Annotated in this window: 13 protein-coding genes and 1 pseudogene; 12 read left to right on the forward strand and 2 right to left on the reverse strand. The window is 36.6% G+C overall.

Annotated features, from left to right (window positions below; translation table 11 throughout):
- Positions 1-145: 145 nt before the first annotated feature.
- Both blaIII and AB3X49_RS09665 read right to left on the reverse strand, forming a co-directional pair.
- On the reverse strand, positions 146-1093 hold the full coding sequence (gene blaIII / locus AB3X49_RS09660) for a class A beta-lactamase BlaIII (protein WP_002016516.1): 948 nt from the start codon (positions 1091-1093) through the stop codon (positions 146-148).
- A gap of 715 nt (positions 1094-1808) precedes the next feature.
- Positions 1809-3131, reverse strand: coding sequence for an MFS transporter (locus AB3X49_RS09665; RefSeq protein ID WP_367961752.1), 1323 nt, complete (start codon positions 3129-3131; stop codon positions 1809-1811).
- A gap of 224 nt (positions 3132-3355) precedes the next feature.
- On the opposite strand from AB3X49_RS09665, the gene AB3X49_RS09670 reads away from it, so the two are divergent.
- The 12 genes and pseudogenes from AB3X49_RS09670 to dnaB all read left to right on the forward strand — a co-directional run bounded on the left by AB3X49_RS09670 (position 3356) and on the right by dnaB (position 14927).
- A complete protein-coding gene (locus AB3X49_RS09670) occupies positions 3356-4945 on the forward strand; it encodes an ATP-binding protein (RefSeq protein WP_367961754.1) in 1590 nt (529 codons plus the stop codon).
- Positions 4946-4964: 19 nt separating this feature from the next.
- A complete protein-coding gene (locus AB3X49_RS09675) occupies positions 4965-5642 on the forward strand; it encodes a response regulator (RefSeq protein ID WP_367961756.1) in 678 nt (225 codons plus the stop codon).
- Positions 5639-6607, forward strand: a complete 969-nt coding sequence (locus AB3X49_RS09680) for a tripartite tricarboxylate transporter substrate binding protein (RefSeq protein WP_367961757.1) — start codon at positions 5639-5641, stop codon at positions 6605-6607. The genes AB3X49_RS09675 and AB3X49_RS09680 overlap by 4 nt, the downstream gene beginning before the upstream one ends.
- 225 nt (positions 6608-6832) lie before the next feature.
- Positions 6833-7234 carry a (deoxy)nucleoside triphosphate pyrophosphohydrolase gene (locus AB3X49_RS09685; protein ID WP_002134691.1) on the forward strand — a complete coding sequence of 134 codons (402 nt, stop codon included), beginning with the start codon at positions 6833-6835 and terminating at the stop codon, positions 7232-7234.
- A gap of 113 nt (positions 7235-7347) precedes the next feature.
- A complete protein-coding gene (locus tag AB3X49_RS09690; RefSeq protein WP_367961761.1) occupies positions 7348-10248 on the forward strand; it encodes a DEAD/DEAH box helicase in 2901 nt (966 codons plus the stop codon).
- 299 nt (positions 10249-10547) lie between these two features.
- Positions 10548-10673 (forward strand): annotated as a pseudogene (locus AB3X49_RS09695) (nuclease domain-containing protein); the annotation flags it as partial.
- 198 nt (positions 10674-10871) lie between these two features.
- Positions 10872-11210 carry a magnetosome magnetite crystal formation protein family gene (locus tag AB3X49_RS09700; protein ID WP_367961763.1) on the forward strand — a complete coding sequence of 113 codons (339 nt, stop codon included), beginning with the start codon at positions 10872-10874 and terminating at the stop codon, positions 11208-11210.
- 3 nt (positions 11211-11213) lie between these two features.
- Complete coding sequence (locus AB3X49_RS09705) at positions 11214-11465, forward strand: hypothetical protein (protein ID WP_144507759.1); 252 nt, start codon at positions 11214-11216, stop codon at positions 11463-11465.
- A gap of 8 nt (positions 11466-11473) precedes the next feature.
- Positions 11474-12217, forward strand: coding sequence for a MerR family transcriptional regulator (locus AB3X49_RS09710; RefSeq protein ID WP_367961765.1), 744 nt, complete (start codon positions 11474-11476; stop codon positions 12215-12217).
- A gap of 51 nt (positions 12218-12268) precedes the next feature.
- A complete protein-coding gene (locus AB3X49_RS09715; protein WP_367961767.1) occupies positions 12269-12595 on the forward strand; it encodes a phosphoribosyl-ATP pyrophosphohydrolase in 327 nt (108 codons plus the stop codon).
- Between the two features lie 188 nt (positions 12596-12783).
- A complete protein-coding gene (locus tag AB3X49_RS09720; RefSeq protein WP_367961769.1) occupies positions 12784-13641 on the forward strand; it encodes a DnaD domain-containing protein in 858 nt (285 codons plus the stop codon).
- Positions 13638-14927 (forward strand): replicative DNA helicase, encoded by a 1290-nt coding sequence (dnaB, locus tag AB3X49_RS09725; protein WP_367961771.1) that lies wholly within the window; start codon positions 13638-13640, stop codon positions 14925-14927. Before AB3X49_RS09720 ends, dnaB begins: the two co-directional genes overlap by 4 nt.
- The last annotated feature ends 105 nt before the right edge of the window (positions 14928-15032 follow it).

Raw genomic sequence — 15032 nt, forward strand, 5'->3', positions numbered from 1 at the left:
AAGGTCTTTTTGTTTGCATTTTTTAGTTGGCTATTAAAGTCCAGATGTTTTAGGGCTAGCACCAAATTTCGTTTTTGGGACACTATTACATTTTTTGTTGATGAAAACACCCGCCTAAAATAGAAAACTTTTAACCTATTATCATTTATTCCGTAGCTTTTAAGGTATTTAACACGACTTTGGTTGCGTCTGCAATAAGTTTATCATCGTATTTAGCATCTTCTTTATCATGATTAGAAAGTATAGCAAGAACAATCGGCTTTTTATTTGGTGGCCAAATAATTGCGATGTCATTTCTTGTTCCGTAAGATCCCGCGCCTGTTTTATCAGCTACTTCCCATCCTTTTGGTACGCCCGCACGAATCAATTTATCTCCAGTTGTATTTCTCTTCATCCAATCTACTAATAGTTCACGTTTTTCTATTGGAAGTGCAGTTCCTAATGTAAATGATTGAAGTGTCTTAGCTATCGCTTCTGGTGTACTGGTATCATGTGTTTCTCCTGGATGCACTTCATTTAATTCAGGTTCAAATCGTTCTGAAGTAGTAACAGTATCTCCCATTTCTCTCAAGATTTTTTCAAATTCAGAGGGCCCCCCTAACTGTTTAAGAATCAAATTATGTGCTGTGCTGTCACTATATCGAACAGAAGCATCTGCAAGTTCTTTTAACGTCATTCCTGTATCAACATGCTTTTCAGTAATTGGATTATAATTAGAAAGATCTTCATGAGTATACGTAATCCTTTGATCAAGAGCTTCTAATGAGTTCTTGCGTAAAAGAGCGCCCACAGCTAATGATTTAGATGTAGATGCAAATGCAAAACGATCATCTGAATGATAAGCAACAGTTTGATTCGTACCTGTGTCCAGTGCATAAATACCAAGCTTAGCATCATATTCTTTTTCAAGTTTAGCGAAAGATTGATTACCTGTATTTTCTTGTTTAATTTGATTAGCTTGATTCGTTTGTTTAGGTGGTTCAGATTGAGTGTTACTATTGGAACAGCCTATAAGTGATACACATGAAAGTAATACTACAGGCACAATCTTTTTGTAATGTAAAATGTTAAAGAACTTGTTTAAAACGAACATAAATTTTCAACCTCTTTCAAGAATATATGGATTTTGTCTAGGTATTCTAAATACCAATGCAATTAAAGAAGGCATAGGGTAACAATACTACTGCAGCTAAAATTTCACAGGTTAAAGGACATCCAAAACGTTTATCCCGCATTAACGGGCAGTAAGACCCCCACCTCAAAATTCAGCGGAAGCAAAGAAGTTAGGTGGGGGTCGGGCTGCCCGTAAAAGCCCGATTGGTGAGGGCTGATAATCAGTGGGGGATGAACAAAACCCCCACTGATTAAAGTTTCACTTTATATGATTGATAAGTCACGGTTTGGGGTGTTTCTTTTTTGTTTTCACTTGTAATGGTTCACCTGTGAAAGTATTAAACTTGTAATACTTAACAGTAGTATTACGATGCATATTTTTCACTTTTTGGGATAATAAGTCCTTTCTTTTTTTGTAATACATAAAAATAGATGTCAAACGGGATATGTTGTATCCAATCTGGACAACTAATATTAGAAATACACTTATTAGACACTCTAAGTAATAAATTTGTTCCACTTTAAGATGAGGCATAATTTGGGATTTGTAAAATAACAATGGAACTACGTGTTTTTTCGTCATACAAAAACCTCTACATATAAGTAGAGGTTTTTAAATTGTATATTAATGAATTATGCTTTTTTAGATAAAGCAAATCGAGTTCAGGTAAACGAAGAATATAGAATACTTAATTTTAACTAGATTTATTATTAGCTAATTTATTTCCACTACCAAGCTCCGCCTCAATCTGCGAAGTCTTCGATGACTCATCCATACGCCAATACGTAATAAAGCTTATTGCGATACATCCAGCTACGTAAAAATAGAATAGTGATTCCATCCCGATACTCTTTAGCCATAATGCGATGAACTCAGCTGTTCCACCGAATATCGCAACGGTTAGAGCATATGGTAAACCTACGCCTAGTGCGCGAATTTCAGTTGGGAAGAGTTCTGCTTTTACAATTGCGTTAATGGAAGTGTAACCAGTAACGATAATGAGACCGACCATCATGAGTAAGAATGCTACCATTGGTTCTGTCGTTTTTTCCATGAAGAAGAAGATCGGTGCTGTTAGTAAAGTTCCGAGAATACCGAAAGCCATTAATAGTGGGCGGCGTCCAATTTTATCGGATAATAGCCCTGCAATCGGTTGAAGTATAACGAATATAAGTAGTGCGACAAAGTTAATCCAGCTTACAACTTCTTTCGGGAGACCGACTGTATTTACCATGAACTTTTGTAAATATGTTGTGTACGTATAGAATGCAACAGTGCCTCCTAGTGTTAGGCCGACTACTGTTAATACTGCTTTCGGGTGTTTCATAAGAGCGCGAACGGTTCCTGCGCTTTCGCGGTTTTTCGATTCCATATTTGAGAACTGCTCCGATTCATCCATCGTGCGACGAAGCCATAATACAGCTACTGCGCCCATCGCTCCAATAATGAATGGAATACGCCATCCCCAAGCTTTCATATCTGGTTCGCTTAGTAATTGCTGAAGAACAATTTGAACGCCTAACGCAACCATCTGTCCAGCAACGAGCGTTACATATTGAAAACTTGAATAAAAACCACGGCGTCCAGTACTAGCCATCTCAGATAAATATGTTGCGGAAGTTCCATACTCTCCGCCAAGTGATAACCCTTGAAGTAAACGAGCAAGAACTAAAATAATTGGCGCCATAATACCGATGCTTTCGTAACTAGGTGTACAGGCGATAATTAAAGAACCACCGGCCATAACCGTAATGGAAAGCGTTAATGCTGCCCGGCGTCCGTGCCGATCTGCATAGCGTCCCATTAGCAAACTGCCGATAGGGCGCATTAAAAATCCGACTGCGAAAATAGCGGCTGTGTTCAGTAATTGACTCGTTGGATCTCCTTTAGGAAAGAACTCTGCTGAGAAGTAAACAGCGAAAGCAGAGTAAACGTACCAGTCATACCATTCAATTAAATTGCCGACAGAACCTTTGAAGATATTGCCGGCGACTCGGTTAGATTTTGCTTGAGCCATAATAATTCCTCCTCTTGCTTATAAATAAAATGACAATTATGAAAGCGCGTTCAATATAGTTAAATTGTACTGTCCTTGAATTGAAATCGCAATATTATGACAATTTTATTCTTTTTGTACTTTATGTACATGGAGGTTTTTATAGTTGATTCATTTTCAGTTTTGTCATAATAATAGAAAAAGGAGATTGATAGTTTTGAATATTTTATCAAAGGATATGAAGTATGAAGAAATCACGAAAAGTGTCATTACAAACGAAAATACTAGGCTTAATTATTATATTAATTGTATTTGTCGTTCTCTTGTTAGCGGGGATATTTGTTTACATTCAGTCTGTTGATACGAAACGTCAAGTAGAACAGTTAGCTTTGCAAACGGCTAAATCTTTGTCTTTTATGCCAGCTATAAAAGATGCTTTTCAATACAACGAGCATAAAAGTACTATTCAATCCATTGCGGAACAAGTTCGCGAGCAAGCTGGTGCGGATTATGTAATTATAGAAGATCGTTATGGGGTTATGTATTCCCATTCTAATTCGGAGTTGATTGGTACAAAGAGTAACAATCCATATAACTATGAAGCACTCACTTTTGGTGGATATTATACGCTTGAAGGAAAGGGAGTAAGCGGTCCAGCTTTAATGGCGAAGGCACCTATTATTATTCATAACGGAGACTACGATCAAGTAGTAGGCGTTGTTACAGTAGAGTTTTTAATAAAAGGTATTGAATCTAACATACTGAGCAGAACGAAAGAAATTATCCTCTTTTCCTTAGCTGTATTACTAGTTGGAATTGTTGGTGGAGTACTTTTAGCGCGTAGTATCAGAAAAGATACACTCGGTTTAGAGCCAAATGAAATCGCAGCGTTATACCGGGAACGAAGCGCGATACTACTATCCATAAAAGAAGGGATTATCGCTATTGATCAAAACGGTTGTATTACGATGATGAATACGTCGGCAGAAGAAATGCTGCATGTAAATGATGATTATATGCAGCAGCACATTTCAAAAATTTTACCGGAATTTAATATGGAGAGAGTGCTAGAAAACGATCAAGAAATAGCTTTTCAAAATAAAGTGTTTATTTTAAACAGGACACCGATACTCGAAAATAAAAGTACGGTAGGCGTTGTATGTAGTTTTAGAGATAAAACAGAATTACAAAACTTAGTGAATACAATATCTGAGGTAAGAAAGTATTCCGAGGATTTACGCGCTCAAACGCATGAATTTACAAATAAGCTGTTCGTCTTATCAGGATTACTTCAGTTAGGACATTACAAAGAAGCGATTGAATTTATCCAGCAAGAATCTAATATTCATCAAAGCCAAAACCATATTTTATTCCATCAAATTCATGATGCGAAAGTACAAGCTATTTTATTAGGAAAACTCGGAACAGCGTCTGAGAAGAAAATTGATTTTCATATTGAAGGAGATAGTGCGCTTCAACCGTTACCAGACCATATAAAAGTTTCGCACCTTATTACGATCCTTGGAAACATAATCGACAATGCATTTGATGCGGTGAGTGAACGAGAGGGAAAGAGTGTTTCCTTCTTTGTTACGGATATTGGACACGATATTGTGTTTGAAGTGATAGATAGTGGAGCGGGAGTACCGACAGAAAAAATCGCAACTATTTTTCAAAAAGGATTTTCAACGAAAGGAAATGATCGTGGTTACGGGCTAGCAAACGTGAAAGAAATGGTAGATCTACTACAAGGAACAATTGAAATTCAAAACGAGAAAAATGGGGGAGCTATTTTTACAATTTACCTTCCAAAAACATTGAGAGAAAGTACATGACAAACAGGGGGATGGGCATATGTTGAAGGTTGCAATTGCAGAAGATGATTTCCGCGTCGCGCAAATTCAAGAGGAGTTTTTATCAAAAATAAAGGACGTAAAAGTGATTGGAAAAACTTTAAACGCAAAAGAAACGATGGAACTACTACAAAAGGAAGAAATCGATTTACTTCTATTAGATAATTATTTACCAGATGGAATTGGAACAGACTTATTGCCGAAAATTCATGCGGATTTTCCAAACGTTGACGTCATTATGATTACAGCGGCGAATGAAAACCATATGCTAGAAAAAGCAATTCGAAATGGCGTAAGTAACTACCTTATAAAACCGGTCACGTTAGATAAATTTGTTCGAACAATTGAAGACTATAAAAGAAAGAAGCAACTGTTACATAGTAACAATGAAGTAAATCAAGCACTAATCGATAATTTTTTCGGCACTTCGCAAATACAAGACATGAAAAACTTACCGACTGGTGTTGATCCGTTAACACTGCAAAAAGTGAAAGACATTATAAAAGGATTCGAAGAGGGAATTACAATAGAAGAAATGGGAGAGCAAATGGGGGCCTCCAGAACAACCGCAAGAAGATATTTAGAATACTTAGTAGCGACAAATGAGTGCACAGTAGAGTACACATACGGTATTATCGGACGGCCAGAACGAAAGTATCGAATAGGACGAGGATTATGAAAAAACGATTATTACTATATATATGGATCATGACAGGAGTAATAGCTGGTTGTTCCGTAGAAAAAACGCACACAAATAAAATGAACATAGAAGAAGTAGAAATCGTTGCGCCAAACGTTCAAGGAGCGGGATGGGATTTAACGGCACGAGCAATGCAAAAAACGTTGACAGAAGAAAAAATCTTCACAAAACCAATCAAAGTCACAAACAAAGTAGGCGGCAGCGGTGACGTCGGATGGAAATATACGAAACAAAAAGGCGGTCACGTACTTGCGGTTAACTCAAGCTTACTCATAACGAATAACCTACTAGGCCACAGTAAACTAACATATAAAGACTTCACCCCGCTCGCAACATTAGCATCAGATTGGGAAGTCGTTGTCGTATCAAAAGAATCAAACATAGAAAACGCAAACCAACTAATGGAACAACTAAAACAAGACAAGAAAAACTTCAAAATCGGCGTTGCCCCCGGCCTAGGAAACGACGATCACCTATCCTTCGTACAAGTAAGTAAAGTATTTGGCATAAACCCTGCCGAACTACAATTCTTCGTCTACGAAAACAAAGAAAAAATCATAAACGCCCTAATGAACAAACAAATTAACGCCGCAACAATGACCCTATCCGAAGCCGAAAAACAATACAAAGCCGGCAAAATAAAAATACTAGCCGTATCCGCATCAAAACGCCTAGACCGACTACCAGAAATCCCAACGTGGAAAGAACAAGGCATCGACGTTGTCTTCCAGCATTGGAAAGGGGTTATGGGGCCGAAGGATATGACGGAGGAAGAGGTTGCTTATTGGGATGATGTGATTAGGAGGATGGTGGAGAGTGATAGTTGGAGGGGGATTTTGAGGGAGAGGGGTTGGAATTCTTATTATAAGAATAGTGGAGAGAGTAGGGTGTTTTTCGAGGAATGTGATTTTAGGTATGAGGAGATGGTGAAAAAAGAGGCTTAAGAGGGAAGTATTCGATCATGCTTTATTTTTGTAGTTACTTCTATATAATATAAAAGAGATGAGAGTGTTAGGCTAATTACATTAAAGGTGCTAGATAGGAATAGATAAATTCTGTCTTACTGTTTAAAAATATATTAGTCGTTAAAAGATATAAAAGGCATTTTTCAGTCTATAAGGTGTGGGAACGTAAATTATAGAGTTTCTGTGAGATTTAAGGAGGATATAATGAAGAAAAATATTTATGTTGTTGGAGCAGTAATTGTCCAAGATGAGAAAATTTTATGTGCACAAAGAGGGCCATCTAAATCGCTACCTCTTATGTGGGAATTTCCAGGTGGGAAAATAGAAGAGGGAGAAACACCTCAAGAGGCGTTAAAGCGTGAAATCGATGAAGAAATGCATTGTAGCGTGCAGATTGGTGAACAAATTGATTATACAGCCTATGAGTATGATTTTGGTATTGTTCATTTGAAAACTTTTTATTGTAAACTTGTTGAAGGAAGTCCGGTTTTAACTGAGCATGTAGCAATTAAATGGTTATATCCGAATGAACTGGCAGATTTAGAGTGGGCACCTGCGGATATCCCAACTATTGAGAAATTATCAAAAGAATCGCTTGTAAAGTGATTTGATTAAAAACTATTCGTTTTATGCGGATAGTTTTTTTATTGTAATAAATTTGCACTTTAAATCAGTGAGTAATACAATTAGTATAAAAATTTGTCATAAATGGTGATCATATGGAGAATTTCATTCAAAAGTTAGAAGGGTCTTTATATAAAGGATTTATTGATCAAGAACATAATCATCCTGGAATATATAAGCCTAAATTATTAGTAAACAATACGAAGAAAAATGAAAATGTTTTAAGCTCATTGTTGGAAGAGCTTGAAAATAGTACAGCCTTTATTTTCTCAGTGGCTTTTATTACGGAAAGTGGGCTAGCGACTTTAAAATCACATTTCCTTGATCTTAAACAAAAAGGGGTTAAAGGACGTATATTAACATCTACATTCTTAAATTTTAATACACCAAAAGTGTTTAGAGAGTTAATGAAACTTGAAAATGTAGAAGTAAGATTAACAAATTTATCTGGTTTTCATTCAAAGGGATACATATTTGATAACAAAACACATTGTTCATTAATTGTCGGTAGTTCAAATCTGACTGCACATGCTTTGAAGGTAAACTATGAATGGAACGTTAAGTTAACATCGCATGAAGATGGAGAGATTGTACAGCATTTTAAGAATCAATTTGAAGAAGTTTGGGAGCATTCTCAAGTATTAACTGAAGAGTTAATTGGAAATTACGAAACAATATATGAACAAGTTGCAGAAAATAAGTTACTAGATCGAGTTATAGAATTACCTGGTCAATATCATAATTCAATTGAAGAAGCTTTGAAAATTACTCCAAATAAAATGCAACAAGCTGTGTTAAAAGAAATACAAGCTATTCGAGACGCTGGAAAAGAAAAAGGATTAGTTATCTCTGCAACAGGAACGGGGAAGACATATCTTTCAGCATTTGATGTCAGAAATTTTGCACCTAAACGGATGCTATTTATTGTTCATCGAGAGCAAATATTAAATAAAGCAAAATCAGATTTTCAAAAAGTTCTTGGTGGAGCCGATGAGGATTTTGGGATTTTATCAGGATCAAATAAGCAAATGAATGCTAAATATTTATTTGCGACGATCCAAACCATTTCAAAAGAGGACACTTTACATCAATTTGATCCTGAGCTATTCGATTATATTTTAATAGATGAAGTTCATAAAGCTGGTGCTAGTTCTTATCATAGGGTTATTGATTATTTTAAACCTAAATTTTTAATGGGAATGACTGCTACACCTGAACGTACAGATAATTTTAATATTTATGAGCTCTTTGATTACAACATTGCTTATGAGATTCGTTTGCAAGAAGCACTTGAAGAAGATATGCTTTGTCCTTTCCATTATTTTGGAGTAATTGATTTTGAATATAATGGTGAAAAGATAGATGACACTACGGTTTTATCTAAACTTGTTACGGAAGAACGGGTGGATCATATAGTTGAAAAAGTAAAATACTATGGTTTTTCTGGTGAAAAGGTAACAGGATTAATGTTTTGCAGCCGAAAAGATGAGGCTGAACAATTATCACATGCTTTAAATAACAAAGGTTTTCGCACATTTGCATTAACCGGCGATCATTCACAACAGGAAAGAGAACTGCGTGTGAACCAATTAGAAAATGGCATACTTGATTATATTTTAACAGTAGATATTTTTAATGAAGGAATTGATATTCCAAGTGTGAACCAAGTTGTTATGTTAAGACAAACTCAATCAAGTATTATCTTTATACAGCAGCTGGGGCGTGGGCTTCGAAAACACAATTCGAAAGATTTTGTTACGATTATTGATTTTATTGGAAACTATAAAAACAACTATTTAATTCCGATTGCTCTTTCAGGGGATAGATCACAAAATAAAGATAATATACGTAGATATACAAATGACACGAGTTATATTAAAGGCATTTCAACAGTTAACTTTGAAGAGATAGCGAAAAAGCAAATCTTTAAAGCGATTAACGATAGTAATTTAACAGCAATGAAAATATTAAAAGAAGCTTTTGGTGAGTTGAAAAATAGAATAGGAAGAATTCCATATCTATATGACTTTATAGTAAACCATTCTATTGATCCAGTTGTACTTGTGGAAGGATATTCGAATTATTATCAGTTTCTATTGAAAATGAAAGAGGATGTCCCTGCATTAACAGAGTACGAAAATAAAGTTTTAACAATGTTTTCATTAGAAGTATTAAATGGAAAACGTAAAAATGAAATTGTTTTATTAGAATTGTTACTAAAGCAAGGAAAAGTTGATAAAGATGAGTATTTAAAACAACTTAAAAAATCTAATTGCTTAACAGATGATGATACGATTACGTCTGTGCAGCGGGTTTTTGAGTTATCATTTTTCACACAGAATAACCAGAAAAAATATGGTGAAAAGCCAATTCTCGTATTGCAAGAAGATAATACGTACATGTTTAATGATTTAATCCGAGAAAGTTTAGAAAAGAATGAATACTTCAAGTATATGGTAATGGACATCATTAAAAGTGCGAAAGAAAAGAACAAAAACTATGAGTGTGATAGTAACCTTACTATATATAAAAAATACTCAAGAAAAGATGCATGTAAACTTTTAAATTGGCACATTGATGAGACTTCAACTATGTATGGCTATAAAACCAAATACTCTACTTGCCCAATATTTGTCACATATCATAAAAACGATGAGGTAGAATCCAGTGTGAACTACGGTGATGAATTCCTTAATCAAGATGTTCTTAAATGGTATACAAGAAGTAATAGAACATTAAAGTCAAAGGAAGTTCAAACAATTATTGATGCTAAAGAAAATAATATTGATGTCCATATTTTTGTGAAAAAAGATGATGACGAGGGAAGCGACTTTTACTATTTAGGAAAAGCGAGACCTGATAAAGCAAGTGTAGAACAAACTGAAATGCAAGATAAAAGTGGAAAAGAACTACCGGTTGTTACGATGAATATGATTATGGAGAAATCGGTGGATAATAAGCTGTATGATTATTTAAAGGATAGTAATATTTTTTAGGTAGATTAAATTTTTAATGCTTGTCTAGCTTAAAAATGATTAACGGGATAGTAGTATTAGTGGATAGGATAAGGCTGTATCAAAATGGCATTGGAGTATGCTTTTGATATGGCCTTATTTATTAGAATTTAATGTGTTTTTTGTTAGGTTTGTAGGTTCAATGGAGATGGATCTTTCTTATATGCTGCAGTGTGTAAATAGAGGTTATCAGAGTAGGTGATGATAAGGTGCATATGATTAGTCAGTTTGCAAGTGGTGGGGGGAGGATGTTACGTTGCGGGTGCTTTGTTCTCAATTAAGATGTTATTCAAGTGAAGCAAGATGGCTTATACGTAACGCTAGATGAAAGTAAAACTGCGAAAAGAACGTTTAAACATCCAGAAACAGACGAGGTAATAGAACTTTACTTCCAGAAAAGAAATGGTTAACTGGGAAATTAAGTAATAGCAAGCAAACGTGATTCCGGTTAGGATCGAACTCACGACCTCCAACCTGTCAAAGTGAAGGTCTTATTTTATCTATATTAGTATTATTAAATTTTTTCTATATAATCCCCTTGCACCTCCCCCAACGTCACCCCCTAACCTAAAGAAGACAAATCAAAAAGGGGGAGCAAACCACTCATGAAAACCACCAGAAAAGAAAAAAGAAACACCACCATTATGCTACTACTCTCAGCCGCAATAGGAATCTTTTCACCACTATTTATGTACATCACACTGGCACGTAAAAATGAGGTTTACAAATATCATTGCCGAAAAGCATTTAATTTTCATTTGTTAATCTTTCTTCTATTTAATATTAGTTCGCGTATTAGTGATGTTTTGTTTTGGATCGTATTTGCTTTTGAGGTAGTTCAAGTGATCATTGTTGCGTGGAAAGTAATACGCGATGAACCATATCGTTATTTCATTCGAATTCTTTTATTTAAAGAAGATAAGTATGTCGTGGAAGGAGAATAGGTGATGAAACAAGAAGTGGAGATAAGGGGAAAGCGAATTTTTATTATGTTCGCAGTGTTGTTTATTGCGATTTATATCGTTTTACGAAAAAGAAAGTATGGGTACTTTTATGATGGTATTAGTGAGTATGAAAATCGTTATAGAGGTAATGCTCCCTGTTTATTGCTTGTTGTAGGTTTGCTTCAATATTGTAGGCAGAATGAGATGAGTTTTTCTCGTATGCTTCAGTATGTGAAAGAGAAGTTATCGGAGTAGGTGATGATATGGCATGGATGATTAGTGAGTTTGCAAGTGTTGGGGATGTTACGGTGCGGACGCTTCGTTATTATGACAAGATTAATTTATTAAAGCCAAGCGATTATACTGAGGGTGGGCATCGGTTATATACGAAAGATGATTTGTATGTGCTTCAGCAAATTCAATCGTTTAAGCATCTCGGTTTTTGGCTTGGGGAAATTCAAAATATTATATTGCAGCGTGATGTAGAGACGGAAGATTTTTTAAGACAAATACATTTTCAAAGGGAATTGCTTTTGGCAGAGCAAGAGAGAATTGCGAAGGTACTTTCGCATATGGATGAGATGATGAAGAAGTTTCAAAAGGAAGAACGAGTGGATATTGCTTTGTTTTCTTCTTTTCTACAAACTTTTATATGGGAGAAAGAAAATAAAGAATGGTTAGAGGAACACTTTTCAACGGATAGTGTTCAAACGTTTTATAATAATAAGGAATTAAAAGAAAAGTTTGATCGGCGTTTTATGGATGTGATAGGGAAGTTGAAAAAGTATAAGGAAGAAGAGAAGGACCCGAGTCATCATGACGTTCAAGTTACTTTGAAGCAATTTTTTAATTTAATAGAAGAAGTAACGAACTATCTTGATACACCTCAAAGTGATATAGAGGACATAATTAAACAATCAAACCTCCCATTATCCGAATTCCCAGCCCTCTTCACAACCGAAGAAGAAAACTATATAAAAGAAGCAGTGCAGCAGTTTAACACCTAGTTAAACTGCTTTTCCATTATAATAGAAGAAAAATCTAACGGAGGAAATCCCATGCCAACCTACAACAAACTAATCCGAAACAAAATCCCACAAATAATAAAAGCTAATGGAAAAACCCCCACAACAAGAATCCTACCCGAAGACGAATACATAAAAGAAATCTGCAACAAAACAGAAGAAGAACTAACCGAATACCTAGAAGCAACAACAAAAGAACACAAACTCGAAGAACTATCCGACCTACTAGAACTAATAAATGCCCTAGCCGAACACGAAGGCACAACACTAGAAGAAATCAACAACATCCGGAAAAAGAAAGCAGAAGAACGAGGTGGCTTCTCAGATCGAGTCTTTTTAATCGAAGTAACCGATAACTAGCCCCTCCCAAGCCCCTACCAAGTAATAAATCACTAAGAAAAAACAAAACAAAACAAAACAAAAACACCAACAAACACCGTAGTAGTAGTCAAAAAAAAATTGAAATAACACGCCAAAAACCCACCCCTCCTTCCTATATAGTACAAAGAGGAATTTTTCATTTTTGAATGAGGACGGGAGGAATTTGGATGGCGGTGTATCGTAATGTGCAGGTGAATTTTTGGCAGGATGATTTTGTTTTGGATTTGACGCCGGAGGAGCGGTATTTTTATGTTTACTTATTAACTTGTTCGAAGACGACGCAGTGTGGGATTTTTCCTTTTCCGAAGCGGTTAGCTGAGATGGAGACGGGTTATAATCGGGAGACTGTTGATAAGTTGGTGCAGCGTTTCATTGATTATGGAAAGATTCTTTATGATGCGGATACGAGGGAGTTATTTATTTTAAATTGGCTTCGTTATAATCCTGTGACGAATACGAATGTGGAGAAGTGTGTGCTTCGTGAGCTGAAGGGTGTGAAGAATAAGGAGTTTGTACATATGTTTCTTCGTAAGTGCGTAGAGGAGGAGCTGAATGTTCCGATGCTTTTAGCACATTTCGGTATGCCTGGTGATTTGGCCGTTCATGATGTTGATCCGGTTTGTGAAGAGGCGGAAGAAGAGGTTATGGAGGAAGAGACGGGAAGTCGTGTGTTTTCTTTTTACGAGCAACATTTTGGTAGTTTGTCTCCGTTTGCGGTAGAGGAACTGAGTGCGTGGATGGAAGATTTGTCAGAGGAGCTTGTGCTGAAGGCTCTTCAAATCGCGTATGAGAATAATAAGCGGACGGTTGCTTATGTGAAGGGGATTTTGCGTGGCTGGCACGGGAAAGGATTTACGAAGGTTTCTGAGGTTGAGGCGGATACGGCTCAGTTTAGGAAGAAGGAGTCGTCTGTTAGTACTGGGGAGACTGAGGAGTTTTTGACGAGGTGCGAGGAGTGGGAGAAGAATGCGCTGTCAGAGGAAGAGTTGCAGCGGTTTTTAGCGGAACGCGGGTGGCGTCCATGAGTATTCAAAATGTGGAGGCGGAGAAGACGGTGTTAGGTTCTCTATTAATGGATGGAGAGCTTATTAAGGAGTGCCGTTTGACGGAGCAATATTTTTCGATGCCGGTGCACAAATCTATATTTCAGCTGATGCGAAAAATGGAAGAAGAGGGGCAACCGATTGATCTTGTGACGTTCATTTCTAGGATAGATCCGAAGTTTCTAAAGGGGATCGGGGGAATGGAGTATTTTATAGGGTTAATGGATGGTGTGCCTGCGACTAGCAACTTCTCTTATTATGAGGGGCTTGTTCGAGGTGCATGGAAAATGTATCAGGCTGGCGTTCTTGGGCGCAAGATGGGAGAGCGTCTTATTGCGGAGAAGAATGAGAAAATTATTGGTGAGACGATTACGGAGCTTTGTGAGTTAGAGGAAAAGGACTGTGTATGTGAGTTTGATTTGAAGGATGCGTTAGTTGGTTTGTATGAAGAACTTCATCAAGATACGAAAGAGAATACTGGTATTGAGACTGGTTATACATCGTTAAATAAGATGACGTGCGGATTGCAGGAAGGTGATTTTGTTGTTCTTGGTGCGCGTCCTTCTATGGGAAAAACGGCGTTTGCGTTAAATATCGCGCTGCATGCGGCGAAGTCTGGAGCGGCAGTTGGATTGTTTTCGTTAGAGATGAGTAGTAAGCAATTGCTAAAAAGGCTGGCGTCTTGCCTAGGTGAAGTGTCAGGAGGCAGGCTGAAAAATCCGAAGCATCGTTTTGCGATGGAAGACTGGGAAAAGGTGAGTAAGGCGTTTGCGGAGATCGGTGAATTACCACTTGAGATTTACGATAATGCAGGTGTTACGGTGCAAGATATTTGGATGCAGACTCGTAAGTTAAAGAGGAAGCACGGTGATAAAAAGCTTTTAGTTATTGTAGATTATTTGCAGCTCATTACGGGCGATCCGAAGCATAAGGGCAATCGATTTCAAGAGATTAGTGAAATTTCACGTAAGCTTAAGTTGTTAGCGCGTGATTTAAATGTTTGTATAGTGGCGTTATCGCAATTGTCTCGTTCCGTAGAGTCACGTCAAGATAAGCGACCACTTTTATCTGATTTAAGAGAGACAGGACAAATTGAGCAAGATGCGGATGTCATTATGCTTATGTATCGTGAGGATTATTATGATAAGGAAACGATGCAGAAAGAGATGACGGAGATTCATGTGGCGAAGCATCGGAATGGACCTGTGGGTAGTTTTAAATTGAGATTTTTGAAGGAGTTTGGGCGGTTTGTGGAGATGGTAAATTAGTAGGAGGAAAAAGGTGCGATTAAAAGAGATACTATAATTTTTTTACAAAGAGTAGTATTAAGAAAGACGTAAATAATGTTGAGAGATAATCAAAAAGTTCTTAAA

It is taken from the genome of Bacillus sp. C30, assembly GCF_040838255.1.
Lineage (GTDB): Bacteria > Bacillota > Bacilli > Bacillales > Bacillaceae_G > Bacillus_A > Bacillus_A mycoides.

Bases quoted from the DNA above. Each gene is read 5' to 3' on its own strand.
- blaIII (WP_002016516.1), bottom strand. From the start codon at position 1,093: ATGTTCGTTTTAAACAAGTTCTTTAACATTTTACATTACAAAAAGATT.
- AB3X49_RS09665 (WP_367961752.1), bottom strand. From the start codon at position 3,131: ATGGCTCAAGCAAAATCTAACCGAGTCGCCGGCAATATCTTCAAAGGT.
- AB3X49_RS09670 (WP_367961754.1), top strand. From the start codon at position 3,356: ATGAAGAAATCACGAAAAGTGTCATTACAAACGAAAATACTAGGCTTA.
- AB3X49_RS09675 (WP_367961756.1), top strand. From the start codon at position 4,965: ATGTTGAAGGTTGCAATTGCAGAAGATGATTTCCGCGTCGCGCAAATT.
- AB3X49_RS09680 (WP_367961757.1), top strand. From the start codon at position 5,639: ATGAAAAAACGATTATTACTATATATATGGATCATGACAGGAGTAATA.
- AB3X49_RS09685 (WP_002134691.1), top strand. From the start codon at position 6,833: ATGAAGAAAAATATTTATGTTGTTGGAGCAGTAATTGTCCAAGATGAG.
- AB3X49_RS09690 (WP_367961761.1), top strand. From the start codon at position 7,348: ATGGAGAATTTCATTCAAAAGTTAGAAGGGTCTTTATATAAAGGATTT.
- AB3X49_RS09700 (WP_367961763.1), top strand. From the start codon at position 10,872: ATGAAAACCACCAGAAAAGAAAAAAGAAACACCACCATTATGCTACTA.
- AB3X49_RS09705 (WP_144507759.1), top strand. From the start codon at position 11,214: ATGAAACAAGAAGTGGAGATAAGGGGAAAGCGAATTTTTATTATGTTC.
- AB3X49_RS09710 (WP_367961765.1), top strand. From the start codon at position 11,474: ATGGCATGGATGATTAGTGAGTTTGCAAGTGTTGGGGATGTTACGGTG.
- AB3X49_RS09715 (WP_367961767.1), top strand. From the start codon at position 12,269: ATGCCAACCTACAACAAACTAATCCGAAACAAAATCCCACAAATAATA.
- AB3X49_RS09720 (WP_367961769.1), top strand. From the start codon at position 12,784: ATGGCGGTGTATCGTAATGTGCAGGTGAATTTTTGGCAGGATGATTTT.
- dnaB (WP_367961771.1), top strand. From the start codon at position 13,638: ATGAGTATTCAAAATGTGGAGGCGGAGAAGACGGTGTTAGGTTCTCTA.